The sequence below is a fragment of the Mesorhizobium sp. M1399 genome (assembly GCF_040317735.1).
Taxonomy (GTDB): Bacteria; Pseudomonadota; Alphaproteobacteria; order Rhizobiales; family Rhizobiaceae; genus Mesorhizobium.
This window is the reverse complement of record NZ_JAMYKZ010000004.1, coordinates 189664-214300: the sequence shown is the minus strand read 5'-3', so window position 1 is coordinate 214300 and position 24637 is coordinate 189664. Positions and strand designations below refer to the sequence as shown.

General features: G+C 62.4%; 25 protein-coding genes, 1 tRNA gene and 3 pseudogenes. 21 read left to right on the top strand and 8 right to left on the bottom strand.

All coding sequences use genetic code 11. The features are described from left to right. Positions 1 to 918: a ubiquinol oxidase subunit II gene (cyoA, locus tag NKH05_RS08210; RefSeq protein ID WP_353025244.1), complete on the bottom strand. Its 918-nt coding sequence runs from the start codon at positions 916 to 918 to the stop codon at positions 1 to 3. Between the two features lie 369 nt (positions 919 to 1287). On the opposite strand from cyoA, the gene NKH05_RS08205 reads away from it, so the two are divergent. From NKH05_RS08205 to NKH05_RS08150, 12 genes are all read left to right on the top strand, one after another. Next, entirely contained in the window at positions 1288 to 1494 is a 207-nt protein-coding gene (locus NKH05_RS08205) for a hypothetical protein (RefSeq protein ID WP_352791038.1), read from the top strand. A 32-nt stretch (positions 1495 to 1526) separates the two neighbouring features. Further along, on the top strand, positions 1527 to 2669 hold the full coding sequence (locus tag NKH05_RS08200) for an extracellular solute-binding protein (protein ID WP_352856068.1): 1143 nt from the start codon (positions 1527 to 1529) through the stop codon (positions 2667 to 2669). Further along, positions 2669 to 3520 carry an IclR family transcriptional regulator gene (locus tag NKH05_RS08195; protein ID WP_352548037.1) on the top strand — a complete coding sequence of 284 codons (852 nt, stop codon included), beginning with the start codon at positions 2669 to 2671 and terminating at the stop codon, positions 3518 to 3520. Before NKH05_RS08200 ends, NKH05_RS08195 begins: the two co-directional genes overlap by 1 nt. Before the next feature lie 23 nt (positions 3521 to 3543). Next, positions 3544 to 4575: a sugar ABC transporter substrate-binding protein gene (locus tag NKH05_RS08190; RefSeq protein WP_353025242.1), complete on the top strand. Its 1032-nt coding sequence runs from the start codon at positions 3544 to 3546 to the stop codon at positions 4573 to 4575. Between the two features lie 138 nt (positions 4576 to 4713). Then, positions 4714 to 5697 (top strand): ABC transporter permease, encoded by a 984-nt coding sequence (locus tag NKH05_RS08185; RefSeq protein WP_352856066.1) that lies wholly within the window; start codon positions 4714 to 4716, stop codon positions 5695 to 5697. Next, entirely contained in the window at positions 5687 to 7219 is a 1533-nt protein-coding gene (locus NKH05_RS08180) for a sugar ABC transporter ATP-binding protein (protein WP_352856063.1), read from the top strand. The genes NKH05_RS08185 and NKH05_RS08180 overlap by 11 nt, the downstream gene beginning before the upstream one ends. A gap of 30 nt (positions 7220 to 7249) precedes the next feature. After that, positions 7250 to 8245, top strand: coding sequence for an ABC transporter permease (locus tag NKH05_RS08175; protein ID WP_352481460.1), 996 nt, complete (start codon positions 7250 to 7252; stop codon positions 8243 to 8245). 1 nt (position 8246) lies between these two features. Next, a complete protein-coding gene (locus NKH05_RS08170) occupies positions 8247 to 9032 on the top strand; it encodes an SDR family NAD(P)-dependent oxidoreductase (RefSeq protein ID WP_352481461.1) in 786 nt (261 codons plus the stop codon). A 17-nt stretch (positions 9033 to 9049) separates the two neighbouring features. Continuing rightward, on the top strand, positions 9050 to 10255 hold the full coding sequence (locus tag NKH05_RS08165) for a CaiB/BaiF CoA transferase family protein (protein ID WP_352495078.1): 1206 nt from the start codon (positions 9050 to 9052) through the stop codon (positions 10253 to 10255). 2 nt (positions 10256 to 10257) lie between these two features. Then, entirely contained in the window at positions 10258 to 11043 is a 786-nt protein-coding gene (locus NKH05_RS08160; RefSeq protein ID WP_352495077.1) for an enoyl-CoA hydratase/isomerase family protein, read from the top strand. Continuing rightward, complete coding sequence (locus NKH05_RS08155) at positions 11040 to 12812, top strand: CoA-transferase (protein WP_352856060.1); 1773 nt, start codon at positions 11040 to 11042, stop codon at positions 12810 to 12812. The genes NKH05_RS08160 and NKH05_RS08155 overlap by 4 nt, the downstream gene beginning before the upstream one ends. Before the next feature lie 13 nt (positions 12813 to 12825). Next, positions 12826 to 13659, top strand: coding sequence for an SMP-30/gluconolactonase/LRE family protein (locus NKH05_RS08150; RefSeq protein ID WP_352856057.1), 834 nt, complete (start codon positions 12826 to 12828; stop codon positions 13657 to 13659). Between the two features lie 31 nt (positions 13660 to 13690). Here the strand turns inward: NKH05_RS08150 and NKH05_RS08145 are convergent, their stop codons facing one another. Next, positions 13691 to 14032 (bottom strand): antibiotic biosynthesis monooxygenase family protein, encoded by a 342-nt coding sequence (locus NKH05_RS08145; protein ID WP_352791057.1) that lies wholly within the window; start codon positions 14030 to 14032, stop codon positions 13691 to 13693. A 206-nt stretch (positions 14033 to 14238) separates the two neighbouring features. Here NKH05_RS08145 and NKH05_RS08140 point away from each other — a divergent pair, with 206 nt between their 5' ends. Continuing rightward, entirely contained in the window at positions 14239 to 15162 is a 924-nt protein-coding gene (locus tag NKH05_RS08140) for a DUF3606 domain-containing protein (RefSeq protein WP_352856054.1), read from the top strand. 33 nt (positions 15163 to 15195) lie between these two features. On the opposite strand, the gene NKH05_RS08135 is transcribed toward NKH05_RS08140, so the two are convergent. Both NKH05_RS08135 and NKH05_RS08130 read right to left on the bottom strand, forming a co-directional pair. Beyond that, on the bottom strand, positions 15196 to 15744 hold the full coding sequence (locus NKH05_RS08135; RefSeq protein WP_023720477.1) for a DNA-3-methyladenine glycosylase: 549 nt from the start codon (positions 15742 to 15744) through the stop codon (positions 15196 to 15198). Between the two features lie 94 nt (positions 15745 to 15838). Further along, the gene (locus NKH05_RS08130; RefSeq protein WP_023720476.1) at positions 15839 to 16168 is read right to left on the bottom strand and encodes a hypothetical protein; all 330 of its coding nucleotides are present in this window, start codon (positions 16166 to 16168) and stop codon (positions 15839 to 15841) included. A gap of 254 nt (positions 16169 to 16422) precedes the next feature. On the opposite strand from NKH05_RS08130, the gene NKH05_RS08125 reads away from it, so the two are divergent. Together NKH05_RS08125 and NKH05_RS08120 are read left to right on the top strand one after the other, a co-directional pair. Next, the gene (locus NKH05_RS08125) at positions 16423 to 16941 is read left to right on the top strand and encodes a metallophosphoesterase (RefSeq protein WP_352591929.1); all 519 of its coding nucleotides are present in this window, start codon (positions 16423 to 16425) and stop codon (positions 16939 to 16941) included. A 74-nt stretch (positions 16942 to 17015) separates the two neighbouring features. After that, positions 17016 to 17324: a hypothetical protein gene (locus NKH05_RS08120; RefSeq protein WP_036245199.1), complete on the top strand. Its 309-nt coding sequence runs from the start codon at positions 17016 to 17018 to the stop codon at positions 17322 to 17324. A 10-nt stretch (positions 17325 to 17334) separates the two neighbouring features. Here NKH05_RS08120 and NKH05_RS08115 read toward each other — a convergent pair whose 3' ends face one another. Beyond that, a complete protein-coding gene (locus tag NKH05_RS08115; protein ID WP_254815811.1) occupies positions 17335 to 17568 on the bottom strand; it encodes a hypothetical protein in 234 nt (77 codons plus the stop codon). A gap of 82 nt (positions 17569 to 17650) precedes the next feature. Here NKH05_RS08115 and NKH05_RS08110 point away from each other — a divergent pair. From NKH05_RS08110 to NKH05_RS08090, 5 genes and pseudogenes are all read left to right on the top strand, one after another. Further along, positions 17651 to 17792 (top strand): annotated as a pseudogene (locus tag NKH05_RS08110) (hydrogenase); the annotation flags it as partial. Between the two features lie 104 nt (positions 17793 to 17896). Beyond that, positions 17897 to 18235 carry a hypothetical protein gene (locus tag NKH05_RS08105; RefSeq protein WP_352856052.1) on the top strand — a complete coding sequence of 113 codons (339 nt, stop codon included), beginning with the start codon at positions 17897 to 17899 and terminating at the stop codon, positions 18233 to 18235. Further along, positions 18181 to 20967, top strand: a pseudogene (locus tag NKH05_RS08100) (type ISP restriction/modification enzyme); the annotation flags it as partial. The gene NKH05_RS08105 and the pseudogene NKH05_RS08100, both read left to right, overlap by 55 nt. Positions 20968 to 21179: 212 nt before the next feature. Continuing rightward, positions 21180 to 21311: pseudogene (locus NKH05_RS08095) on the top strand (type ISP restriction/modification enzyme); the annotation flags it as partial. 33 nt (positions 21312 to 21344) lie between these two features. Beyond that, a complete protein-coding gene (locus NKH05_RS08090) occupies positions 21345 to 21488 on the top strand; it encodes a hypothetical protein (RefSeq protein WP_353025306.1) in 144 nt (47 codons plus the stop codon). Between the two features lie 64 nt (positions 21489 to 21552). Here the strand turns inward: NKH05_RS08090 and NKH05_RS08085 are convergent. Together NKH05_RS08085 and NKH05_RS08080 are read right to left on the bottom strand one after the other, a co-directional pair. Then, a tRNA-Arg gene (locus tag NKH05_RS08085) sits at positions 21553 to 21629 on the bottom strand. A 154-nt stretch (positions 21630 to 21783) separates the two neighbouring features. Then, a complete protein-coding gene (locus tag NKH05_RS08080; RefSeq protein ID WP_352856047.1) occupies positions 21784 to 22704 on the bottom strand; it encodes a zinc-binding dehydrogenase in 921 nt (306 codons plus the stop codon). 197 nt (positions 22705 to 22901) lie between these two features. On the opposite strand from NKH05_RS08080, the gene NKH05_RS08075 reads away from it, so the two are divergent. Then, positions 22902 to 23708, top strand: coding sequence for an AraC family transcriptional regulator (locus NKH05_RS08075; RefSeq protein ID WP_353025239.1), 807 nt, complete (start codon positions 22902 to 22904; stop codon positions 23706 to 23708). Positions 23709 to 23745: 37 nt separating this feature from the next. Here NKH05_RS08075 and NKH05_RS08070 read toward each other — a convergent pair whose 3' ends face one another. Continuing rightward, entirely contained in the window at positions 23746 to 24636 is an 891-nt protein-coding gene (locus NKH05_RS08070) for a D-alanyl-D-alanine carboxypeptidase family protein (protein ID WP_502913236.1), read from the bottom strand. Position 24637 lies beyond the last annotated feature (1 nt).

Below are 24637 nucleotides of genomic sequence, written 5' to 3'. Positions count from 1 at the left end.
TCAGCCTCCTGTCTTGGGCGATACGCTCGGCTCGGGGCGACCGGCCTGGGGGCCGGGCGCGGGCGGAACGCCCTGCGTCGCGATTTCATGGAAAAGGTCCGGCTCGACCGAGCGATAGGTCGAAGGCGGCACGTCCAGGCTCTGTCTGGCCAGTTCCTGGTAGCTGGCCCTGTCGAGTGCCTGTCCTTGGCTTCGCGCCGAATTGACGAACGCGTCGAAGGCGTCGACCGCGACAGCATGCAGCACGAATTGCATGCCTGGAAAACCGTCGCCGCTGAAGTGGGCCGACCGCCCATAAAATTCGCCCTGCTGATCCGCCTGCAGGTGAAGCTGCGTCGTCATGCCGTTCATCGTGTAGATCATGCCGCCAAGCTGAGGCACGAAGAACGCATTCATGACACTTGCCGAGGTAAGCGAGAAATGCACCGGCCTGCCCGCCGGCACCACGAGCCGGTTGATGCTCGCGACATTCTGCTCGGGGTAGATGAACAGCCATTTCCAGTCGAGCGAGACGACCTGCACCTCAAGCGGCTGTTGCTGGGAATCCAGCGGCTTCATTGGATCGAGGTCATGCGACCCGATCCAGATGATGCCGCTCAGAAACAGGATGACGAGGATGGGGATCGACCAGACCACCAGTTCGATGCGTCCGGAATAGGCCCATTCCGGCAGATACCGCGCTCTTGTGTTGGTTTCCCGGAACCACCAGGCAAAGCCGAGCGTCGCCACGATCGTCGGGATGACGATGGCCAGCATGATGGCAACCGAATTGAGCAGGATCGTGCGCTGCGCCGCGCCGACTGGCCCGTGAGGGTCGAGCACGCCGCCCTGGCAGCCGGCAAGCAGCCCGGCAAGTAGCGTCGTCGCGCCGACGCGGCCAAGAACGGCACAGTTTCGAACCATCGCCCTCGGCAACATGAGATCTCGCCGTTTCCTGAAAACCGATTGGAACGTTGCAGGCAGCGTGGCTGCCAACCCCGAATGTGCGCGCCGGTGTGCTCCTGGCGACAGTTTCTTCACGCACGCGGCTCCGGCTGGCAGAACCACATGCCGTGGATGTCGTTAAGCGGTCAACCTGTCGAGAACCCCTTCAAATCCTAACAAACCAGCGGCAAATCCCACGCAACCAAAGCCAAATCTTAAGAAACCAGAAACAGTACCCAGATCGAAGTTATCGCCAGAAACGTGGCGAATGCCAAGGCGGCAAACCGGTTCATGGCCGCGCCCACAGTTGGGCCATTTCGTCCGCTCCCTACGACTCGGCGCTGAATCCAGTGACGCTGCCCAATGATGCTGCTCAAGATGGTTGCGCCAACCGAACGTATGTTCGTCGCGAAAGTTCCAAAAAGCCAGACCCGTCGCAGCCTTTGGTTGAAGGCCGGCGACAATGCGATGCGCACCAGCGGCGGTTGGGCGGTTTCCCTGCCAAACGGAGCCGAGACTGGTTTTGCGTATGTAAAAATTACTTGTCTAGGTGAAAATAGTTGCTACTAATCGGCTGGGCAGTTCAGGGAGGAATTTCGGGCATGACAAGACTGCGCGGTCTCGCGTGGGATCACCGACGCTGCTGGGGTCCGCTCGACGCCAGCATCGGGCCGTATTGTGCCGCCAATCCCGGTCTTGAGATCGAATGGGACCGCCGCAGCCTCTACGAGTTCGGCGAGGGCGCGCTTGGTCCGGTGCTCGGCGCCTATGATCTTGTCGTGTTCGACCATCCGTTCATCGGCGATATTGCCGAAGGCGGGCTGATGGTGCCGTTCGATTTGTCGGCTGAGCAGCGCCGCGGCTTCGAACGGGATTCGGTCGGCGCATCCTGGCAATCCTACGCAAGGGACGGGCGCCAATGGGCGTTGCCGATCGATGCTGCCTGCCAGGTTGCCTCGTATCGCCCCGATCTCCTGGAGCGCTACGGGCCGCTGCCGCGCAGCCATGACGAGGTGCTGGAGCTCGGCCGGCGCGCCTTGAAGGACGGCAAATGGCTTGGGCTGCCGTTGGTGCCGACTGACGCCATGTGCCTGCTTTTGACGCTGGGCGAACCGCGGGAAGACGGCGACGAGTTCATTGCCAGGGAAAAAATCGAGCAGGCCGTTGGGCAATTGCGCCAGCTTGCGGCGCTGTCGCATCCGGACTCGCCGAAATGGAACCCGATCCGCTGCTACGATCATATGATCGCGCATGACGATGTGGTCTACGTGCCGTTCGCCTTCGGCTATGTGAACTATGCCTTCAAGGCAGACAGGCCGTATCTGCGCTTCGCCGATGTGCCGACGCCGCGATCCGCCGGCGCCTTGCTCGGCGGCGCCGGCATCGGCGTCAGCACGCAATCGCAACACAAACAGGCAGCCATCGACTACGCGCTGTTTCTGTGCTCGCCCGGCTATCAGCGCGGCGACTATGTGAAATCCGGCGGACAGCCGGGGTCGCTGGCGGCGTGGCAGGATACCGAGGTCAACGCGCTCTCGGGCGGCTTCTTCGCCTCGACGCTGGCGACCATCGAAGCCTCCTATCTACGCCCGACCCATGCGGGCTTCATCAGCTTCTTCCGCCAATGCGCCCCTCATGCCGCGGCGGCCATCGCCGGCGAATTGCCGGCGGCGGAGCTCGCGGACCGGCTGAACCGGCTCTATCGCGAGACCAGGCATGGCCAGCCGCAACGGAGCGTCGCGTAATGGCCGCCGATATTGCCCAGATCGTCGACGAAGGCGAAAGCGGCCGCAACGGCTACCGCGTGCCCGCTGTGGAGAAGGCGCTCGATATCCTGGAATTCATGGCTGCCAGCGGCGAGCCGCTGACCCAGACAGAGATCGCCACCGGAATGGGGCGCTCCATTCACGAGATCTACCGCATCCTGCTGCTGCTGGAGAAGCGCGGCTACATTTTCCGGACGCAATCGGACCGCTTCCGCCTGTCGCTGAAGCTATTCGAGCTGGCGCATATGCATCCGCCGGTAAACCGCCTGGTTGAATGCGCGCTGCCGGTAATGCGTGGCCTCGCCGCCAATGCCGATCAGAGCTGCCATCTGGTCGTGCGCGAAGGCGAGAGCGCGCTGGTCGTGCTGCAGATCGATTCGCCTTTGCCGATGCGTTATTCGGTTGCCCTCGGCTCACATTTCCCGATCCTCGAAACGAGCTCCGGCGCGGTGCTGCTGGCGCATTCGAGCCGCGCCGAGCGCGACCGCATCGTCGAACGGATCGTCGCTGCGGGCGAAGGCCAAGGCAGCCGGGCGGAAATCGAAGCGCGGCTGAACGACGTCGCAAGGCTCGGCTATGAAATGCGCGCCTCGCTGGCTGTCGAGGGCTGCACCAACATCTCGATGCCGGTGCGCGACCATACCGGCGCGGTCATTGCCGCGCTCACAGTCCCGTTCCTGCCGCAAAAGGCCGCCCGCTTCGATCGCAAGACCGTCTTTGAACGGACTAAGGCGGCCGCCGAGACGATATCGGCGGCGCTGGGCGCGGGTGAAGCTGCCTACCCTTCACGTGCCGACCCGGAACGGCGGGACTATCCGTTCAGCAACTGACAAGAAATACAGGGAGAAGAAACATGAACTGGTCCAAATCAATGCTGTTTGCCTCGGCGGCCGCGCTGGCTCTGAGCGCCGCCGCGGCACACGCCGAAAACATGCCGAAGCGCATCGGCTACGTCACCAACTACGCCACGCATGAATGGTATCAGAACGTTATCAAGGGCATGCAGTCCCGCGCCAAGGAACTCGGTATCGAGCTCGAGGTGCAGGACGCCAATCTGGACGTTGCCAAGGAGGTCTCCGCCGCCGAAGATTTCATGGCCAAGGGCGTTGACGTCCTGATCATCACGCCCGTCAACGAGGAAGGCGTCGTGCCGCTGCTGCGCCAGGCGAAATCCAACAACGTTCGGGTCGTGCTCGAAGGCAATCCGGTCAAGGGCATGACCACCATGGTCGCGATCTGCGACTACGACACCGGCTACACCGCCGGCGTTGAAGCCGGCAAATACGCCAAGGAAAAGCTCGAAGGCAAAGCCAAGGTGATGAATGTCGGCCTGCCGCTGCTGTCCGCCACGGTGCTGCGTTCGCAGGGTTTCATGGACGGCCTCAACACCATCGTCCCCGACGCGGTCATGGTCCACGACCTCGACGGCGGCGGCAATCCGGACCGCGCGCTCGAAGTCTCTTCGGCGGCACTTGCCAAGAACGCCGACATCAACATCATCTACGGCATCAACGATTCCTCGTCGCTCGGCGGCCTTCAGGCCTGGAAAGCGGCCGGCAAGTCGCAGGATGGCCTGTTAACGGTCGGCACCGGCGGCGAAGGCCTTGCCTTCATCAATGCCATGCAGAACGAGCCGTCCTATCGCATCGAAGCCGCGATGTTCCCGGAAAAGGAAGGCTACACCGCCATCGATGCAGCGGTTAAGCTCTTCAACGGCGAAGAGGTGCCGGAACACATCGTCAGCCCGACCGCGCCGATGAACGGCGACGACTGGAAGAAGTTCTACGACTACGACGGCACCACACGAACGATCAAATGGGATGCCGTCAATGCGCTTCAGCCACCGGAAAAATGCATGAAAACTTCCGCCGACCTGAAGAAGTAAGGATTCCGGGTAGCCCTTCCCACGCCGCGGGAAGGGCATCGGATCGGATGCAGGCGGCAAAACAGGTCAACCGCCCTGTTTTGGCCGGCAGTTTCCAAACGGCGACGGCACCCGATGCGGCCCGGAAATGAAATGGACATGAGCGAGCTTACGCAATCCTCCGCGCCAAGGCGTTTCATCGGCGGCCAGCTGCTGGGCAGCAGCCAGCTGGTGCTCGGCGTGATCCTGGCCGTGCTCTGCATCGCCATCTCGATTGCGGCGCCGCAATTCTATTCCGAGGCCAACATCATCGCAATCCTGCGCCAATGCGCGCTGGTGCTGATCGTCGCCTCCGGCATGACGATGCTGATCATCACCGCTGAAGTCGACCTGTCGGTCGGTGCATCGCTCGCCTTTGTCGGCTGCATCGGCATGGCCGTACTCAATTCAACGCACAGCCTGACGCTCGGCCTGCTGGCGGCGCTCGCCTTTTCCGGTGCGGTCGGCCTGTTCAACGGGCTGGTTGTCACCAGGCTCGAGGTGAACTCGCTGATCGCCACCATCGGCACCATGATGATGCTGCAGGGCGGCGTCTATCTGTTCACCCGCGAAGCGGTGCAGAACCACCACCGGCTTGCAAGCTTCACCGATCTCGGCGCCGGCTATATCGGCGCGATCCCGCTGCCCGTGGTCATTGCCGCGCTGATTTTCGCCCTGGCCGCGGCAACGCTGCGCTTCACCACGCTCGGCCGTTATCTCTACGCGGTCGGCGCCAATGAGCGGGCGGTTCGTCTCTCCGGGGTGCGCTCGCAACGCTTGAAACTGTTCGCCTTCGTCGTCACCGGCCTTTGCGTCGGCATTGCCGGCATGATCTTGTCGTCGCTGATGAATGCCGGCCAGCCGACCGCCGGCCGCGGCTTCGAGCTGACGGTGATTGCCGCCGTCATCCTCGGCGGCACCAGCCTGCTTGGCGGCCGCGGCTCACTGCTCGGCACATTGCTGGGGGTGCTGGTGCTGAAGGTCATAGACAACGGCATCATCATCCTCGGCTGGAACCAGGACCTGCAGATGGTGGTGCCGGGCATCGTCATCATCCTGGCGACCTATCTCGACATCGTCCGGAACAGAGCCAATGTCGGTTGATTTCCTTCACCCCGGCAAAACCGCGGCCGTCGATAAAAGCGTGCCGGCGCTCGAGATGCGCGGCATCGGCAAGCGCTTTCCCGGCGTGATGGCGCTGGACAATGTCGACCTCACCCTGGAACCCGGCAAGATCCACGCTTTGATGGGCGAGAACGGCGCCGGCAAGTCGACGCTGATCAAGATCATGGCCGGGGTCTACGGCAAGGATGGCGGCACCATCCGCCTGCGCGGCCGCGAGGCCGACATCAAGTCGCCGCGCGACAGCCTGAAAGCGGGCATCAAGGTGGTGTTCCAGGAGATCGCGCTGATCGCCGAATTCAGCGTCGCCGAAAACATCTTCCTCGAGGGCTATCCGACCGGCAAAGGCGGCTCGATCGACTGGAAGAAGATCCGCGCCGACGCGGCCGCTCTGTTCAAGCGCATCGGCTTCAACGTCGACCCGGCAGCGCGCACGGGATCGCTGCCGGTCAGCCAGCAGCAGATGGTCGAGATCGCCCGCGCGCTCGCCCATGAGGCCCGCGTCGTGGTGATGGACGAGCCGACCTCCTCGCTGACGCCGAACGAGGTCTCGCTGCTGTTCACCGTCATCCGCCGGCTGGCCGCTCTCGGCATCGCGGTGCTCTATGTCAGCCACAAGCTCGACGAGGTCTTCGAGATCGCCGACACCGTGACCGTGCTGCGCGATGGCCGTCACGTCTCGACCAGGCCGATCGGCGAGCACACCAACGACACGCTGATCCAGGACATGATCGGCCGGCGCATCGAAAACCTGTTCCCGCGCAAGCGCAGTGCGCCGGGCAGCAAGGTAGCGCTTTCGGTTGAAGGGCTCAGCACCGCCAAGAAACTGAAGGACGTATCGTTCGAGGCGCATGCCGGCGAGGTCCTCGGCTTCTTCGGCCTCATGGGGGCCGGCCGGACCGAGCTCGCCAAGGCCACCGTCGGTTACGACCCGATCACTTCCGGCGCCATTTCGGTCGATGGCAGCCGGCTGCTGCCGCACGACACGCACACCGGCGTCCGGCTCGGCATCGGACTGCTCACCGAGGATCGCAAGAGCGAAGGGCTGATGGGCGAGCTGCCGGTCTACCAGAATGCCAGCCTCGCCTCGCTCGGTGCCTTCGCCAGAATGGGCTTCGTCGACAAGGCCAGGGAACGCAAGGCGGTGGAGGACTATGTCGACCGTTTTCGCATCAGGACGCCCAGCCTGTTTCAGTTGGTCAAGAATCTGTCCGGCGGCAATCAGCAGAAAGTGCTGATCTCGCGCTGGCTGATGCGCGGTCTTAAGGTGATCGTCGTCGACGAACCGACCCGCGGCATCGACGTCGGCGCCAAGTCGGAGATTTTCGCGCTCATCGACCGGCTCGCCGGCGAAGGCTTGGCGGTCGTCATGATGACGTCCGAAATGCCTGAGCTGCTGGGCCTTGCCGACCGCATCGCGGTGATGTGCGAAGGCCGCCTCACCGCGATCATGCCTCGCGACGAGGCCACGCAGGAGAAAATCCTCAATGCGGCGATCGGATAAGATGATGACGCTTCGCAAAGGGAGCAAGCGATGAGTCTTGCAGGCACCCAGTCCATCAAAGCCGGGCCATCCATGCTGGCACGATTCCTGGCGCGGCAGGAGCTCGCCCTGCTGCTTTGCCTGATCCTGGTGATTGCGTTCTTTTCCCTGACGGCAGAGAACTTCTTCTCGGTACGCAACATCACCAATGTGCTCGGTCAGGCGTCGCTGGCGCTCACCGCCGGCATCGGCTGCGCCATCGTCTTCATGTCCGGCGAGGTCGACATCTCGATAGGGTCGCTGCTGGCGACCATCGCCCTGCCGCTGATCATCATCATGAACGAAACCAACTCGCTGCTGCTCGGCATCAGTGGTGCGCTGCTGTTCGGGCTGATCATCGGCGTCGTGAACGGCTATCTGACGGCCTATGCCGGCATCAACTCGCTGATCGTGACGCTGGGCACGATGTTCATCATGCGCGGCGGCGTCTATCTCTACACCGGCCAGCGCGCCATCCCCGACGATGCCGCGCTCGACAGCTTCATTGCGCTGTCGGACGGCCGCCTGTTCAATGTCATTCCCTATTCGGCGGTCATCGCCATCGTCCTGCTCGCGGTCTTCGCCTACATCATGCAGCACCGGCCGTTCGGACGGCAGATCTATGCCGTCGGCGGCAATCCGGAAGTGGCACGGCTGGCGGGTTACGACGTGCGCCGCGTCAAGTTCATCTGCTTCATCATCAGCGCACTGCTAGCAACGGTTGCCGGCATCATCCTGGCCGCCCGCGTCGGCTCTGCGCAACATACGGCCGGGCTGAATTTCGAGTTCCAGGTCGTTGCCGCCACCGTGCTTGGCGGCGTAAGCCTTGCCGGCGGCATCGGCAGCCTGACCGGCATGGCGCTTGGCGTGCTGATCCTGCAATTCCTGTCCAACGGCCTGCGCGGTCTCGGCCTGCCGACCGAGTGGCAGCTGGTCATCACCGGCGTGATCATCATTGCCGCCGTCGCCTTCGACGAAGCGAAGCGCCGGCGTGCCATTGGAGGCTGATATGGATCGTCTCAAAGGGAAAACCGCAATCGTCACCGGCGCCGCCGACGGCATCGGCCATGCGATCAGCGAGGCGATGGCGCGTGAGGGCGCGCACGTCGTCCTCGGCGACATCGCCGACGAGAAGGGTGAAAAATTCGCGGCGGAACTGCGCGCCGCCGGCCACCGCGCCGACTACGTCCATTGCGACGTGGCGGAGGAGGCCGATATCGCCGCCCTCATCGACGCAGCCGTCGCCAAGACCGGCCATCTCGACATTCTGGTCAACAATGCCGCCATCGCCATCGGCGGCATGCCGGTTCACGAAATGAGCGACGAGCAGTGGCACCGGCTGATCGCGGTCAACCTGACCAGCGTGTTCCGCGGCTGCAAATATGCGCTGCCGCACATGATCGCGCAGAAATCCGGCTCGATCATCAACATGGCCTCGGCGCAAGGTCATATCGGGCTCGACGGCTGGACCGCCTATGCCGGCGCCAAGGGTGCGGTGATGGCGATGACGCGCCAGATGGCGGTCGAGTTCGGCCCGCTCAACATTCGCGTCAACTCGATCTCGCCCGGCACCATCAACACGCCAATGAACGACAAACTGGTCAAAGAGATCGGCGGCAACCTCGCCAAGGCCTGGGTGAAGATGCATCCGCTCGGCCGCATCGGCAAACCGTCCGAAGTGGCCGAAGCCGCCGTCTATCTCGCCTCCGACGCCGCCGGCTTCACCACCGGCACCGACCTGCGCGTCGACGGCGGCCTCACCGCAGCACCCCGCTACGTACCCGACCTGCTTTGACAACCAACGAGACAAAAATGAACAAGGCCCTCGAAGGCGTCCGCATTCTCGATTTCAGCCATCTGCTGCAAGGGCCGTTCGCCACGCAGCTGCTCGGCGACATGGGCGCCGACGTCATCAAGATCGAGCGTGCCGGCGCCGGCGACATGTTCCGCGGCATGACCTTCTTCGCCAAATGGGTCGGCGGCTCCGAAAGCCCGAATTTCCTCGCCTGGAACCGCAACAAGCGCTCCATCGCGCTCAATCTGAAGAGCCGCAAGGTGCATGCCATCATCATGGACATGGCGAAGAAGGCCGATGTGGTGGTGCAGAATTTCCGCCCCGGCGTGCTCGCCAGGCTCGGCTATGGCTACGAGGATTTCAGGGCGGTCAATCCCGCCATTATCTATTGCTCGGGCTCCGGCTATGGCGAGGAAGGCCCCTATGTCGAGCGCCCCGGCCAGGACATGCTGATCCAGGGACTGTCCGGGCTGATTTCCAACACCGGCCGCGGCGATCAGGCTCCTGTTCCGGCCGGCGCCGGCCTCGCCGACCAGATCGGTGCCATGAACATGGTCTACGGCATCCTGTCGGCGCTCTACTATCGCGAGAAGACCGGCAAGGGCCAGAAGATCGAGGTCAATCTGCTGGCCGGCATGCTGGCGCATCTCAACCAAGAATATGTCGCCGTGCTCAATCTCGGCGAGGATTTCGTGCGCCCGAATTCAGGCATCGGCCACCCCGGCATGCAGGCGCCGTTCGGTATCTACGAAGCGAACGACGGCGGCTATGTGTCGATCGCCATGAGCCCGTTCAAGGCGCTGTACGAGGTGCTAGAGGCGCCGCAGCTTGCTGTTTACGACGATCTGAAGACGCTGTTCGACAAGCGCGACGAGGTGTTCGACAAGGTCAACGCCGAAACCAGGAAGTTTGCCACGCAGGATCTGCTGGCGCGGCTGCTGGCGGCCGACATCTGGTGTGCCGAGGTGAAAGACATCCGCCGCGCAGCCGAAGACCCGCAGGTGAAGCACCTGGGCATGATCACCAGCTACGATCATCCGCGCGGCGGCAAGGTCAGGGTGGTCGCGCCGGCGGTCAAGATGAGCGAGACGCCGGCTACCATAGAACGGCCGGCGCCGCTGGTCGGCCAGCATGGCCGCGAGATACTGGCCGAGTTCGGCCTCTCCAGCGATGAGATTGCAGCGCTTGAGGCGTCCGGCGACATGACCGTGGATGCTGCCTGACGATGAGCGGTTACCAGACACTCACCTTGGAAATATCCGGGCGCGTCGCGGTCGTCACCTTCCGGCGCGCCGATCAGCTCAACGCCATGAACCGGCTGATGCAAAGCGAGATCACCGAGGTTTTCGAGGCGCTGTCGCAGGATGACGGTATCGGCGCGATCGTGGTGACCGGCGAGGGGCGCGGCTTTATGGCCGGCGCCGACATCAAGGAATACGCCGCCCAGACAGCTGCCGAGTTCGACGCCTTCCAGATGGCGGGCACACGCATGTATGCGGCGGTCGAGAACAACCGCCAGCCGGTCATCGCGGCGGTCAACGGCTTTGCGCTCGGCGGCGGCATGGAGCTGGTGCTGTGCTGCGACATCGTCATCGCCAACCAGTTCGCGAAGCTCGGCCTGCCCGAGATCAAGCTCGGGCTGGTGCCCGGCGGCGGCGGCACCCAGCGCAGCGTCCAGAAGCTCGGCCGCAACCGCGCCAATCTGCTGCTGATGACCGGCGCCATCGTGCCGGCTTCCGAGTTCGTCGGCGCCGGTCTGGTCAACGAGATCGTCGATGCCGAAAGGCTGATGCCGCGGGCGCTGGAACTCGCCGAGATGATCGCCGCCGAACCGGCCGCAGCGATCGACGGGCTGAAAGGGCTGACAGCGCATGCCGTGTCGGGCGATCTGGCCGACGGTCTTGCCATGGAACGCGATGTCCTGGGTGGTCTCTACCGCAGCGAGATCGGCCAGCGCCGCGTCAAGGCGTTCGCTGAAAAGAGCGCGGCACGGGCCAAGGCTGCGAAATGACGTCTCTGATCAAGCCGAACCGGCCGCGCTTCACCGATGTCGAGGGGCTGGCCGCGATGGTTGGCGGCGGCGACGTCTTCGGCGTCGGCGGCCATCATTTTGCCCGGCTGCCGATCGCCCTGCTGCGCGCCATCGCGCGGTTGGGCGTACGGGATTTGCGCTACGTCTGCTGGGCCGGCGGCCTGCCGCTCGAGCTGCTTCTCGAAGCGAATGCCGTGGCGGAAATCGACCTCTGCTTTTCCAGCCTCGATATTTTCGGCCTGCCGCCCCGCTTCCGCGCGGCTGCCGAGACGAATGCCGTGCCGATTCGCGACTGGACCGCGCTGGCCATGATCCAGGCGTTGCGGGCAGCGCAGCAGAACCTGCCGTCAATGCCGTTTCAGCTTCCGCAGGGTTCGGATATGCTGGCTCGCGTGCCCGGCGCGATCGCCGCGCCCGATCCGGTCGACGGAATCACGACCGGGGTCATCCCGGCCTTGCGGCTCGATACGTTCGTCGTCCATGCTCAGCGTGCCGACCAGAGCGGCAATGTCCAGATCATCGGACCACGGGCGCTGGACTTCGCCATGGCCGGCGCGGCGCGCCAGGTGCTGGTCACGGTCGAGGAGATCGTCCCTGTCGGAGCGCTGCGCCATGACGGCCGCCAAAGCATTTTGACCCGCAACCAGGTGTCGGCCATAGCGCTGGCGCCAGGCGGCGCCTATCCCGCCTCCTGCCTGCCATTCTATGTGACGGATTATCAAGCCTTGGCGGCAGCGGCGGCCAAGGAGATACCTTTGGCGGACAGCCTGAGCGTGCCTTCGGAGGGTGTGCCGGAGCGGGTTCAAGACGCTGCGAAAGTCCGCGCTGAAACAGTCCTCGCAATGCCCGGGCTCGTGCACGGCGAAAAGAAAGCATCCATCGACCAGATCATTGCTGCCCGCATCGCCGCCGAGCTCGACAATGACAGCTTTGCCAGCGCCGGCGCCGTGTCGCCGCTGGCCAATGTCGCCTACCGGCTGGCCAAGGCGACGCACGCGCCGGACATGATCATCGCGACGATGAGTTGCGGCCATCTCGACATAGCGCCGAGCCCGATGATCCTGTCGCTGATCGAAAGCCTCGATTGCGGGACGGCGGTGGCCCATGCCGGCGGCGACGACACCTATTCGACCTATTATCAGGCCGGCGCCGTGACGCATGAGATCGTCGGTGCCGCGCAGGTCGACCGACGCGGGCGCGTCAACACCATTGCGCTGCGCAAGCGCGACGGCAGCCTCATCCGGCTGCCCGGGCAGGGCGGCATGGCTGATGTCGCCAACATGCATCGCGATTATCTGCTCTACATCCCGCGCCACTCCCCGCAGTCGCTGGTCGACACCGTCGAGATCGCCAGCTCCGCGCGCGGCTTGCTGACAGAGGCCGAACGCGACCCGATGGGCTATCGGACCGGGGCGGCGCTGGTGTTCACCGACCTTCGCATCTTTCGGCTCGACCGGGAGAGCCGGCAATTGGTTATCGTCGAGACCATGCCGGGCGTGACGCGCCAGCAGATCCAGGATGTCACCGGCTTTGCCCTGACATTCGATGCCGATTGCCGCGAGGTTCCGCTGCCCTCGAACGAGACGCTCGACATCCTGCGAAACCGGATCGACCCGCTCGGCCTGCGCCGTCTCGAATTCGTCAGCGCCAAGGAGCGTGGCGCGCTCATCGCCGAGATCCTGGCGGCCGACCGGCTGATGGTCGAGCGCTGTATTGCCGTGCAGCGGTCGCATACCGCAACAGGCTGAAGAGGGGTGGCGCATGGCAAAGCCGTTGCTCGAAATGTCGGCCGCGAAGGTCTTCTTCGACGGCATCTTCACCAGCCCGCGCGTCGCCCATCCGGAAGGCGTGGCCATCCATCGCGACGGCTCGATCTGGTGCGGCACCGAAACCGGCGACCTGCTGCGCCTCGCCGCCGATGGCAGCTCGGTCGAGCACATGGGCGGCACGGAGGGCTTTCTGCTCGGCATCGCCTTCGATAGCGCGGACAACTGCTTCGCTTGCGATCTCAGGCATTCGGCGATCTTTCGCTGGAATGCCGGAACGGGTCATATGGAGCGCTTCGCCTCGGCTGGCATCCGCGTGCCGAACTATCCGATCGTCGACGAGGCACGAGGCTGGCTCTACGTTTCCGACAGCCTCGGCGAAGACAGCCGCTCCGGCATTTTTCGCTACGAGTTGAAGACCGGCGAAGGCCGCCTGTGGTGTAGCGAGACCATGGCCTTCGCCAACGGCATGGCGATGGCGCCGGGTGGGAATGGGCTTTACGTCGTGGAAAGCCATGCGGCCTGCGTCAGCTATGTGCCGATCCGTGCCGACGGCACGGCAGGACCTCGCCAGCTCGTCGTGGACGGCGTGAACAACGTCCCCGATGGCGTCGCCTTCGCGCCGGACGGTTCGCTGTTCATCTCATGCTACGAGCCCAGCCGTATCTATCGCTGGCGAAAAGATCGCGGGCTCGAGGTGCTGGTCGAGGATCCGGCGGCAACGACGCTCGCCCATCCCACCAACATCGCCTTCAAGGGCGACAGGCTTTACACCTCAAATCTCGGCCGCTGGCACATTACCGAAATCGACCTGACGGCGATTTATTAGGTCGGGCCGAACAGGGCGGCGCTCCTCAGGGCTATTGCAGGCGGCCGTGACTGGAGCGGATGCGCAACACCTGCACCCGCGACGGCAGCTCGATCAGGAACTCTTCGTCCCGCTCGAGATGGTGGATTTTTGTCGGATCGCCACCGGTAAACGCCGCCATCGCCTCGACATTTTCCCAATAGGAAATCGTCACGAATTCCGAATGGGTCGGCGTGTCCTCGCGAAAGGTCTGCACGCCCAGCGCCTTCTCGACCAGCGGCTTGATGCCGGCCTCGTAATTGTAGCTTTCATAGGCGTCGGCCTTCTCAGGCAAGGTTCTGCCACGCCAGACACGGGCGATCGTGGGGGTTTTCTGTGTAGCTTTCTCCGTCATTGCCAAATTCCTGCTGTCTCGAATGGTTCCGACCCGGCATTCAGCCTGGCAAGGCCAGCCAAGCAACGCATCTTCCCTGCCGGGCAACCCGGTATCCGGTTGCCAGCGGCGGTTTTCATCCTCCCGGTCGACGTAGGTGGGCTGCCCAGATAGGGCTTCCTTGCCGACCGCTAGGAGACTTACTCCTGATCCTCGGCGCCCCCTCCATGGAAGAAGGATCGGATTTCCTGCATGTCGACGCTGTCGTCGCCGTCCTCATCGACGGCGTTGAATATCCGCCCGACGAAATCCTGGACTTCGCTCTGAGAAAGCGCGCCGTCGCCGTCGGCATCGACTATGGCGAACATCATTCGCATCCTCGCGCCATGCATCCCCCGTCCCATGCCACCGCGGCCACCCGTCTCCCAGCCTCGGTCAGGCGGGCCCATCCTGTAGTCGCGATGCCAGCGGTCGCGACCGCGCCGTTCCGCCCGGGGCGCGCGATCCTCTTGCATTCTCTCCTCCAGCATCTCGGTCATCATCTGGCGCATCATATCGCGCATGGCATCCTGCCCGTTCACTGCGGGCGACGGTTCGGCGCCACGATCCGGCGCCGGCGCCGCGGGCGGGCTCGTCTGGCCGAATGCCGGCGCGGTCAATATGGCCAGCGCGGCTGCAATTACAGTGGTTTTGCTTGCGAGCGTCATCGTAACCTCCATCGGTATGAATTGGTGGCCGAACGTGGTCTGCATCCAAGCCAAACCGGCTGCTCGCCTCATGGTTCCTGGGCAGTCGGCACGGCCGCACAAAAGTCCGCCCGATCGCGGCAACGAAAGCGGCTTGCCCACGTTGCCATTGATGCGAAGCTCCACCAGGAGGAAAAAATGGCTGACGATAAGAGCAAGCGAGATTTCCGCGACCGCGATCGCGTTTCCGCGGAAGATGAACGTGAAGTCGAGTATTTTGCCCAACAGAACGGCATCACCGCCGACCAGGTCCGCCGGCTGATCAAGAGCTTCGGCAATGATCGCGGGCGCCTGACCGAAGCCGCGAAGGCGTTGCGAGGGATTTCACCTGCCGGAGCCGACGAGGTGACCAGGGAAGCCCGCCAACAGAGAACGCCTATGCATCTCGGCAAACCCGACGAGTGATGCCAGGCAGCTGCTCTGCCGCTGCCGCAGGCGTCAGAACTTACGGCTCAAATAATCCGAGCCACGAAGGCCGAACCGCCACTCCGCATCGACAGCCTTGGAAATGCCGATCCGGCGGCCTGTAAGAATGGCGCTGGCGTCGCCCGGCCGCCTGAATTCGAATGGCGGCACGTCCAGCGGCAGCCCGTCATGGGATTTGTCGATTGCCAGCGCCTGGCAAAGGCGACCCGGTCCCGAACAAAGCAGCCCGGGATCGTCAAGGCCGCGATTGGCCCGCATCACCTCCAGCCCGGATTGCGGTTCGATTGCGCGGATAAGCACGGCACTGCCGGGCAGGCAGACGGCATTGAGGCACCAATGCAGGCCATAGGAGCGATAGACATAGGCGCTGCCCGGGGCGCCGAACATTGCGCCATTGCGCACCGTCCTGCCACCGAAAGCATGCGAAGCCGGGTCATCCGGACGATAGGCTTCGGTCTCGACGATGATGCCGCCAACGCCGTGCAAAAGCAGCGTGGCGCCAATCATGTCACGCGCCACGATGGTGGCGTCTCGGGCAAAGAATTGATGGTTCGTGGTCAAAGTGCACCGGACGGATCGCGCCTCAACCTGGCGCGGCAGCAAGTTCCTGGACCGGACACGAAATGTCCAGCCACTGCTCTCGGATATGCGATATTCAGCGCAGCAGGGCTGCGCCGATGAAAACCGCCGCGGCCAGCACGACGATGGCGGCAATCACCATGACTGGCCCATATCTACTCGGTTGGACGTCGGGCTCATCCTTCAGCGGACGCATCGCATTGGCATAGCTCGCCTGGTTGGTGAACTCCGGCTTTTCATGAGGCGCAGACCGATCCTTTGCCGGAACGCTGCCGGCCGATTCCGCGTCCGTCTCCATGGGAGCCGCGGCTGGGTCGATCCCCGGTGTCTTATCCCCTCCGCGCCCGGCGTCGATATCGCCCCGCGCTTGAGCCGGGCTTCGCCCAACAGGTGCTGCGTCGGTCATCGTCGAGGTCCTTTCAGAGCATCGGCCTCAAGCATTCTAACCTGCGTCTCATTTCAAAGTTCCCACGTTTCAAAAGTTCCCCCTTCTTAAAGTTCCCCCTTCTTAATGTTCCAACGAGCGGAAGCCGCCCAGGCCTGTTTACAGGAACAACCGACGATCGAGCGGGTTGAGCAAGCATTGGGGAGAGCAAGATGGACTTGGTGCGCCACGCGCCTACATGCGCGGCAGTTCGACAACAGGCCCAACGAGCGCGCATGATCTACTTCACCGCCGACACGCATTTCAGCGACCCGCGCATTCTGCGCATCGACCGCCGCCCGTTCGGCTCGCTGGCGGAGCATGACCGGGCGCTCATTGCGTTCTGGAACGAGACTGTCGGCCCGGACGACGAGGTCTGGCACCTCGGCGATTTTGCCAAGGGCTCGGCGTCCTTCGTGTCGTCGCTGCTGTCGTCTCTTCATGGCAGCAAGCACTTGATCATCGGCAACAACGATGCTGCGACCACCATTGACGCGACGGGTTGGGCGAGCACGCAACATTACAAGGAACTGAGCCTCGACGGCAGTCTGCTGATCCTTTGCCACTATCCTTTTCGCACCTGGAACCAGATCGGCCGGAGGTCGATCGACCTGCATGGCCATTCGCACGGCCGGCTCACCCCGGTCACGCGCCAGTATGACGTCGGTGTCGACAGCTGGGATTTTCGTCCGGTCACGCTTCCCGCCATCCTCGCCAGCCGCGGCCGCCGGCCGGCGCGGACAAAACCCGGCTGAAGGCGGCTGGCCGCAACCGGAACCTCCGCGGAGCTGAGGCGTTCGAAAAATTGCAAGGCGTAAAGGCAACGGCAATGGCTCAGAAGATCACGACAGGCATGAATGACCGGCCGCGCAATGAAACCATCGGCCAATCCGGCGAAGGCCTGCCGGACGATAGCAGCAGGCCGCTCGAGGTCGACGAAGGCTGGGTCGCCCGGTTGAGAAACAAGCTGCAGGGCAAGCCCCGGCAAGCCGCTCAAACCAACATGGACGAGATTCCGGCAGGCGTTCCCGGCGCTGGCGAGAACATTTGCCGCCGCTGTGCAGGGTCAGGCATGATCGACGGCCGGACCTGCCCCGAATGCGGCGGAACCGGCAAGGTGACGACGCCGATAGGCTGATAAGCGCCGGTCAGATCGCCGGCACCCACTTCCAGAACACGCCCTCCTTGCGGTCGGGGTAGTGCTTGAAGTCGCATTCGAAGCGCCAGCCGTAATTCTTGGCAGCGGCAAGCGCCTCCTTGCTGACCGGGTTCATGCCCGTTCCCGGCGCAAACCAGTCCTCCAGCAAGTCGTCGGGTATGTAGGCGCCGATCCTCAACGGCAGCTTTTCGAGGACGACATCCATTTCGGGCGGTGCGGGCACGGGGCGCTCCCTTCAAGATCACGCACAAACAAGTCGTTCGAAGCCGATTGGGTTCCAGAGCATCGCTAAGGTGGAAGGTGGCGTGATGAGCGACGTGTCGGAGATACTGCCTATGGATCTGCATATTCCAGGCTGCCCGCCGCCGCCGGTGAACAGACATCCTGAAAGGTCTGCTGGCGCTGCTTGAGGGGGTGAATCCGAAGGCGAGGTCGTCCAGGAGTTAAATGCCGATACCTCTTGACGTTGGCTGTTTCAACGTTGCTGGCAATCTGCCACTGTCTCGAATCGGGGACAGAATACTGGCGATTCGAGGGATTTGGGACAAGGAATGCAGAATATTGTTCGCGCCATCCTCGAATACGTCAGCGAGACAAGACATCTGCACACACTGTCCTCCTCTACGGAGAATACGTTCTATCCCGCAATCAAGACATTGATTACGGCGGTACTAAAGGAAGGCCGACTTCCGTTCCAAGTACGGGTAAACACATCGGAATCCAATGCGAAGGCACGGGACATGCCCGACTTTGTTCTTGGCGACGACAAGATGTTTGTCGGCGTCTATGGCGAAGTAAAGCGGCCAAGCGCTCGCTTGAAGACCTCGCCGTTTCGATGGAACAGAACGATCAAATCGGCCGCTATCTCGCGCAAACCGGTGTGGTGTTGATTTCAAATGTCCGGAGCTTCGGCTTGCTCGCATGCGTCGCGGGCTATGACCGCCCGGTTACAGGCAGCGTTCCGCCCGACAAGCGAGCGCTGATCAAGACCATAGATGTATGGTCCGGCGTCACCGGTGCGGGACCACACGCTAAAGTCGATGACGTGGCAGTTGCGGACTTGTTGGAAATCTTCGAACGGTCCGTCACCGACTATGCCCCGCTTGCCGATCCTTCCAGCTTGGCGAAGGTGCTTGCGAGACAGGCTCGCGACGCGAAGGACCAACTTCCCGGTGACCTGAAAGCTGTCAAACCATTGTTGGATGACTACCGCCAAGCGCTTGGCCTTTCATTCGACATTGACGACGAAAAGGGGGATCGGTTCTTCCGATCTTCATTGGTGCAAACGGCATTCTATTCGCTGTTCGCCGCATGGGTGCTGTGGGATAAGTCCAAGGAGGAAGAACGCCTGAAGGCAATTGCTGAAGGCCGTCCGGTTCCCGCCAAAACTCGCTTCGAAATCGACGACGCCCACAGCTACCTTCCGATCCCGTTCCTCGATGCGCTCCTTCACGACATTCGTCATCCGAAGAGACTGAAGGCACTTGGGCTTGAGGATCATCTTGCCCGTGCCATCGCGACATTGAACCGCGTTAATCGCCCGTTGTTTCGGGCACGCATGACTTTCCCGACGATCGATGAACAAACAACGGCGGCGGCGATCACCTATTTCTATGAACCCTTCTTGGAAGCCTTCGATCCGAAGCTTCGCGACGATTTGGGCGTTTGGTACACGCCCCCGGAAATTGTGCGTTATCAAGTGCGTCGGGTTCACCACATCCTGAAGACCGAACTCAATCTCCCACGCGGCCTTGCCAATCCCGATGTTATCGTCCTGGACCCATGTTGCGGCACCGGCGCATATCTCTTGGAAGTGGCACGGTGCATTGCCGATGAAGCGAAGGCGGATGGGGACGAATCCGCAATCGGCTTAGAACTGTCCCGCGCCTTCCATGAACGGGTGATCGGGTTCGAAATCCTCACCGCGCCTTTCGCTGTCGCGCAACTGCAACTCTATCTCTTGCTCGACAGCCTGGGAGCAAAGCCGGACCCGGATAAGCGCTTGACGATCTTTCTCACCAATTCGCTTTCCGGTTGGCGGGATAGTGGCGACGTCAAATTGACCTTCCCTGAGATGCGCGAAGAGTTCGATGCCTCTCAAGAGGTAAAGCGAAATGCAAAAATCATCGTCGTCATCGGCAATCCGCCCTACGACGCATTTGCAGGTGCAGCACAAGCCGAAGAAGCGGAGTTAGTCGCACATTATAAGGGCATCGAACTTATCGATGACATCGATTCCAAAACGAAACAGGTGAAGCGCAACGAATTCGGCAACCCGAAAAAGAAACAGCGCGGGCAAAGCGCGCTTTATTTCGACTATGGTGTTCGCAAACAGCTCCTTGATGATCTGTATATCCGCTTCTTCCGTATGGCCGAAGAGCGCATCGGCGAAGTGGGAAAATTTGGTATCGTCTCCTACATTTCGAATTCGTCATATCTGACTGGGCGTTCGCACCCGATCATGCGCAAGTCGCTATTGTCGAACTTCCATGATGTTTGGATAGACAATCTGAACGGCGATAAATACAAAACGGGCAAACTTATTCCGGAAGGATTGTCAGGCGCTGGCACTTCGGACCAAAGCGCATTCAGCACGGATATGGATGCCCGCGGCATTCAGCCGGGAACTGCCATAATCACGCTTGTGAAACGGGCTGAAGCCAAGACCGAGCCAACGGCAACAGCGGTTCACTACCGCGACTTTTGGGGCTTGGCAAACGCCAAGCGGGCCGCACTTGTAGCCGCCTTACCTACCGGCGTGGGTAATTTGTCAGCACCGTATGATCTTGTTACCCCGACACGCGAAAACCGTTGGCGTCTGTCGCCAACGATGGTCGAAGGTGGCTACGAAGCATGGCCCGCTTTGGATGAGCTCTTTCCAACATCTTATCAGGGTGTGGAACCAAGCCGTGGCCTGTCTGGCACAGTTATCGACACTGACAAACGCGAACTAACTCTACGAATTCAACATTACCTTGGTGCGTCGAATTTTGACGAAGCAATAAGTCTGCATCCGGCTTTTTCGGAACAATACTCACGATATGACGCCCAGAAAGAATGGGATTCCGTACGGAAAATAGGCTTTTCCGAGAGTAAGATTGTAGAAAATCTATTGTTTCCGTTTGATCAGAGGTATTTGTACTACGAAGTTAGCGGCAAATGGTTGAACGAAAGCCGCCCTGAATTTGATAAGAACCTCAAGGGTAACGAGTTCTTTGTGACGGTGCCTGAGCCGCGCAAATTATCAGAATCGCGCCCGGTTTTTTCATCAACCCTCACAAATCGGCATGTTCATGAACGAGGATCCGCAATATTTCCGCGCGAAGTTCAAGAGGGATTTTCTGCCGAACGGTATGCCAACCTATCGGAAGCAGTTTGGCGCGCTTTAGGCGTGCATTTTAGGCTTACCGGCCCAACTGAAACAGCCCGTCGATTTACATTTTTAAGGGATAGCGATGTTGCCCGCGACTTTGTGGGCAGGCTTTTTCGCGTTGGCTTCGCGATCCTTCACGCACCAGCTTACCAGGCCGAACACAAGAGCGCACTTTCGGCCGATTGGGCGCATCTGCCCATTCCGAAGGATCCCGATCTTTTCGAACAACTTGTCGCCAAGGGCGAACAGGTGACGCGCCTTCTCGATGCGAACCGCGACGCCCGCGACGTGATCGACATTGTTCTTGGGCGAGAGCGCGCTGCACTGCTTGGGCCGCTGAAGCGCGATGATGGCAGCAATCTTCGTCCCGGTGATTTGAAGATCAATGTCACCTATTGGGGTGGAGGCAAGGGCCGATGGAGGCCCCGACCATTCACCATCGACGATGCCCCGAATGAGATGTGGGCGCTGACGTTTGGGGGGAACGCACTGGTGACCTCTACATCAATGATGATGCGTTTTTCTCCCACGTCCCTGAAGCAGTTTGGACCTATCAGCTTGGCGGCTATCCCGTTCTCAAGAAATGGCTCGGCTACCGCCAAGCCGATCGGCGCGACAACAACTCGTTGACCGACGATGAACGCAAATGGTTTCGTCAAATGATCCAACGCATCGCCGCACTTCTGGCACTCGGCACGGAACTCGACGTTTTGTACCAGCAAGCAGCGGCGAACGCCTTCACCGCCGCGGAATTGGGGATTGATCGGTAGTTTACGGAAGCTGCCCTTCCCGAGAGATAGGTAACCTATGTGGCCGGAATGGACCGCTGAGAGGTGGCGCACCCGACAGGATTCGAACCTGTGACCTCTGCCTTCGGAGGGCAGCGCTCTATCCAGCTGAGCTACGGGTGCCTTCAGGATCGGTGATCCCAAAAACGAACCAGCCGGTAAACCGGCCAGCCACGGCTTCTTAGCGGAAGCAGGCGCCGGCTTCAACGGGCAATCGCGGACGGGCTCAGATTGCCGTAGCAGCCCAGACGGTGTCCCGTCCGGCGGCCGCGCCTGCTCATTCCGTCATGGTGAGCACTGCCTTGCCGCTGATGCTGCGCTGCCGCAGCGCGTCGAGGGCCTGGCCGACGTCCCGCCACGGCACGGTCAGGACCACGCGCGTTTCGAGCCGGCCGGCTGCGATCAGCGCGAGCAACGAGGCGATGTCGGCGCCGACCTCCGGACCGGAAGCGTAGTAGGCGAAGGTCTGCAGCCGCGCGCCTTCGTGACCCGGGACGAACTGGCGGAAGCCGATGGGCGTGAGTTCGCCGCTGCTCGAGCCGAACATGACGACGGTCCCGCCGGGCGCCACCCGTTCGATCGCGTGGGCGAGGCTGTCGCCGCCGACCGACTCGGCAATCAGCGAGAACAGTCCTTCGGCGAGCTCGATCGATTCGACGACCCGCTCGGCTCCGAGGTTGCGGAGATCTTCGGCATGCCGGGTGGCGGCGACCGCCACCACCGACGCGCCCTGCTGGCGGGCGATCTGGATCTGGAAACGGCCGACCGCGCCGCTTGCGCCGGTAATCAGGACCCGCTGGCCGGCCAGGTCGCCGCCGAGGCGCAGGGTTCGCAGCGCGGTCGTGCCCGCGACCGGAACGGTGGCGGCGGCGGCGAAGCTGACGCCGTCCGGCAGCACGGCGAGGTGGTCGGTTGGAACGGCGACACGCTCGGCCCACCCGGCCTCGTCGACCAGCGCCGCAACCCGGGTGCCGATGGGCGGCCCGGAGCCATCGGCCGCGGCGCGCTCGACAATTCCGGCGACGTCCTGGCCAGGCACCCAGCCGTTCGGACGGATCTTGAGCAGGCGCAGTTCGCCGCGGTTCAGCGAGACTGCCCGCACCGAGACCAGCGCCTCGTGCGGGGCGGGCTCGGGCTCGCCAAGCTCGGCGAGTTTCAGCCCGGTGGCGCTATCGGAAGATGTGACCAAGGCGAGCATTGCTATCGTACCTTCTTGCTGCATGGCGGACGCCAGCCTGTTTTCGTGCGCCGGGCTTGTTGATCCGACGTTCAGAACGCAAGCAGGGCACTGAAAGCCCGCCTGCCGGCTTCTGAGTTACTCAAGGCCCTAAACTATCGACTTTCCTGTTTGAGTAATTTAGATATCTTTGCATTTCATCGCTAAAATCAGTCAATATGAGGCAGCCTCTCCGCTACCCCTGGCCTTTCGATCCCGATGATGTCCTCGCCTCGGCAATCGCCGTGCGCGTTGACGTTACCGAAACCAGGGCGGAGGTGCCGGACCACCACCACCGCAAAGGGCAACTCGTCTTCGCGCTCGGCGGTGGCGTCACATGCCGCGTCCCCAGCGGCCTGTGGATGGTGCCGCCGCATTGCGCGGTGTGGATTCCGGGCCGCATGGAGCACAGCAATATCGCGACCGCCAATGCCCGGATTTTCTTCGTCTATATCGAACCGGGTGCTACCGACCTGCCGGACCGGTGCTGCACGCTTTCGATCACGCCGTTGCTGCGCGAGCTCATCATAGAGCTGGCGGATCGCGTTGAGGACGATGACGCGAGGGGCGAGCTCCTGACCAGGGCTCTGCTCACCGAACTGCCGCGCATGCCTGTCCAGCAGCTGCATTTGCCGATCTCGTCCGAGCCGCGCTTGAGGCGCATCGCCGCGGCGTTGGCGCAAGATCCTGCCGATCGCAGCACCCTGGCGGAATGGGCCAATCGCGTCGCACTCAGCGAGAGCAGTCTCGCACGTCTCGTGGTGAAAGAGACAGGGCTGACCTTCGGGCGCTGGCGCCAGCAAATGCATTTGATCGTCGCATTGAGCGAGCTGGCCTCCGGCGCCAGCGTGCAGCAGGTTTCGGCCGATCTCGGCTATGAATCGGTCACCGCCTTCATCACCATGTTCAAGAAAGCGCTTGGCAAGCCGCCAGCAAAGTATCTCAGCAGTGTCGCGCAAAACGGCGGCTCTGCGTTTGTCGCTTGATGAGCGCCCTGATCCGCCGCCCGCCGGACGTCAGCCGTCACTGCTTCTCGGCGTACAGCAGCCGCGTCTTTGCCGCCGATGCCGTCGACAGGCTGCGCTGGATCAGCGCTTCGACGTGGTCGTTGCGCTGGCGCGCGCTGTCGGCGCCCATCACCACGATGATCAGCCTGCGCCCGTCCGCATCATAGGAGGTAACGATGTTGAAGCCGGAAGCCCGGATGTAGCCGGTCTTGATGCCGTCGACGCCGCGCACCCGGCCGAGCATGTCGTTGTGGCCGCGCACCAGCCTGCCGCGAAACATGAAGTCGCTTTCGGAGAAATAGTGGAAATGCTGCGGGAAGCGGGCGTGCAGCGCCATGCCGAGCACCGCCATGTCGCGCGCGCTCGTGTGCTGGTCGCCGTCCGGCAGGCCCGAGGCGTTGCGGAATACCGTGCTGCTCATGCCGATCTGGCGCGCCTTGGCGGTCATCATGCCGGCGAACGCCTCTTCGCTGCCGCCGAGATATTCGGCAACGGCGACCGCCACGTCATTGGCCGATTTGACGACGATGGCGCGGATCGCCGAATCGACGTCGATGGTCTCGCCGCGCCTGAACCGCAGCTTGGTCGGCGGCTGCCGGGCGGCGTTGTCCGACACCGGAATTTGCGTCTCCTTGCTGATACGGCCCTGGTCCAGCGCCTCGAACAGAAGGTACAGCGTCATCATCTTGGTCAGCGACGCCGGATAACGCGGCGCCGTCGAATTGACCTCGAACAGCGTCTTGCCGGTGCCGGCATCGATGACCATCGCGGCATATTTCTGCGGCGGCGCCGGCACCGCCAGCACGCTGTCGGGCGGCGTCACCGTCGTACAGCCGGCAGCAAGCAGCAGCAGCGCCAGCATGGCGACGTAGTTGTGGATGAGCGAAAAGAACCGGAAGGCGGACAAG

Coding starts and splice junctions, on each gene's coding strand:
- cyoA (WP_353025244.1), bottom strand. CDS start 918: ATGTTGCCGAGGGCGATGGTTCGAAACTGTGCCGTTCTTGGCCGCGTC.
- NKH05_RS08205 (WP_352791038.1), top strand. CDS start 1,288: ATGATGCTGCTCAAGATGGTTGCGCCAACCGAACGTATGTTCGTCGCG.
- NKH05_RS08200 (WP_352856068.1), top strand. CDS start 1,527: ATGACAAGACTGCGCGGTCTCGCGTGGGATCACCGACGCTGCTGGGGT.
- NKH05_RS08195 (WP_352548037.1), top strand. CDS start 2,669: ATGGCCGCCGATATTGCCCAGATCGTCGACGAAGGCGAAAGCGGCCGC.
- NKH05_RS08190 (WP_353025242.1), top strand. CDS start 3,544: ATGAACTGGTCCAAATCAATGCTGTTTGCCTCGGCGGCCGCGCTGGCT.
- NKH05_RS08185 (WP_352856066.1), top strand. CDS start 4,714: ATGAGCGAGCTTACGCAATCCTCCGCGCCAAGGCGTTTCATCGGCGGC.
- NKH05_RS08180 (WP_352856063.1), top strand. CDS start 5,687: ATGTCGGTTGATTTCCTTCACCCCGGCAAAACCGCGGCCGTCGATAAA.
- NKH05_RS08175 (WP_352481460.1), top strand. CDS start 7,250: ATGAGTCTTGCAGGCACCCAGTCCATCAAAGCCGGGCCATCCATGCTG.
- NKH05_RS08170 (WP_352481461.1), top strand. CDS start 8,247: ATGGATCGTCTCAAAGGGAAAACCGCAATCGTCACCGGCGCCGCCGAC.
- NKH05_RS08165 (WP_352495078.1), top strand. CDS start 9,050: ATGAACAAGGCCCTCGAAGGCGTCCGCATTCTCGATTTCAGCCATCTG.
- NKH05_RS08160 (WP_352495077.1), top strand. CDS start 10,258: ATGAGCGGTTACCAGACACTCACCTTGGAAATATCCGGGCGCGTCGCG.
- NKH05_RS08155 (WP_352856060.1), top strand. CDS start 11,040: ATGACGTCTCTGATCAAGCCGAACCGGCCGCGCTTCACCGATGTCGAG.
- NKH05_RS08150 (WP_352856057.1), top strand. CDS start 12,826: ATGGCAAAGCCGTTGCTCGAAATGTCGGCCGCGAAGGTCTTCTTCGAC.
- NKH05_RS08145 (WP_352791057.1), bottom strand. CDS start 14,032: ATGACGGAGAAAGCTACACAGAAAACCCCCACGATCGCCCGTGTCTGG.
- NKH05_RS08140 (WP_352856054.1), top strand. CDS start 14,239: ATGGAAGAAGGATCGGATTTCCTGCATGTCGACGCTGTCGTCGCCGTC.
- NKH05_RS08130 (WP_023720476.1), bottom strand. CDS start 16,168: ATGACCGACGCAGCACCTGTTGGGCGAAGCCCGGCTCAAGCGCGGGGC.
- NKH05_RS08125 (WP_352591929.1), top strand. CDS start 16,423: ATGATCTACTTCACCGCCGACACGCATTTCAGCGACCCGCGCATTCTG.
- NKH05_RS08120 (WP_036245199.1), top strand. CDS start 17,016: ATGGCTCAGAAGATCACGACAGGCATGAATGACCGGCCGCGCAATGAA.
- NKH05_RS08105 (WP_352856052.1), top strand. CDS start 17,897: ATGCAGAATATTGTTCGCGCCATCCTCGAATACGTCAGCGAGACAAGA.
- NKH05_RS08080 (WP_352856047.1), bottom strand. CDS start 22,704: ATGCTCGCCTTGGTCACATCTTCCGATAGCGCCACCGGGCTGAAACTC.
- NKH05_RS08075 (WP_353025239.1), top strand. CDS start 22,902: ATGAGGCAGCCTCTCCGCTACCCCTGGCCTTTCGATCCCGATGATGTC.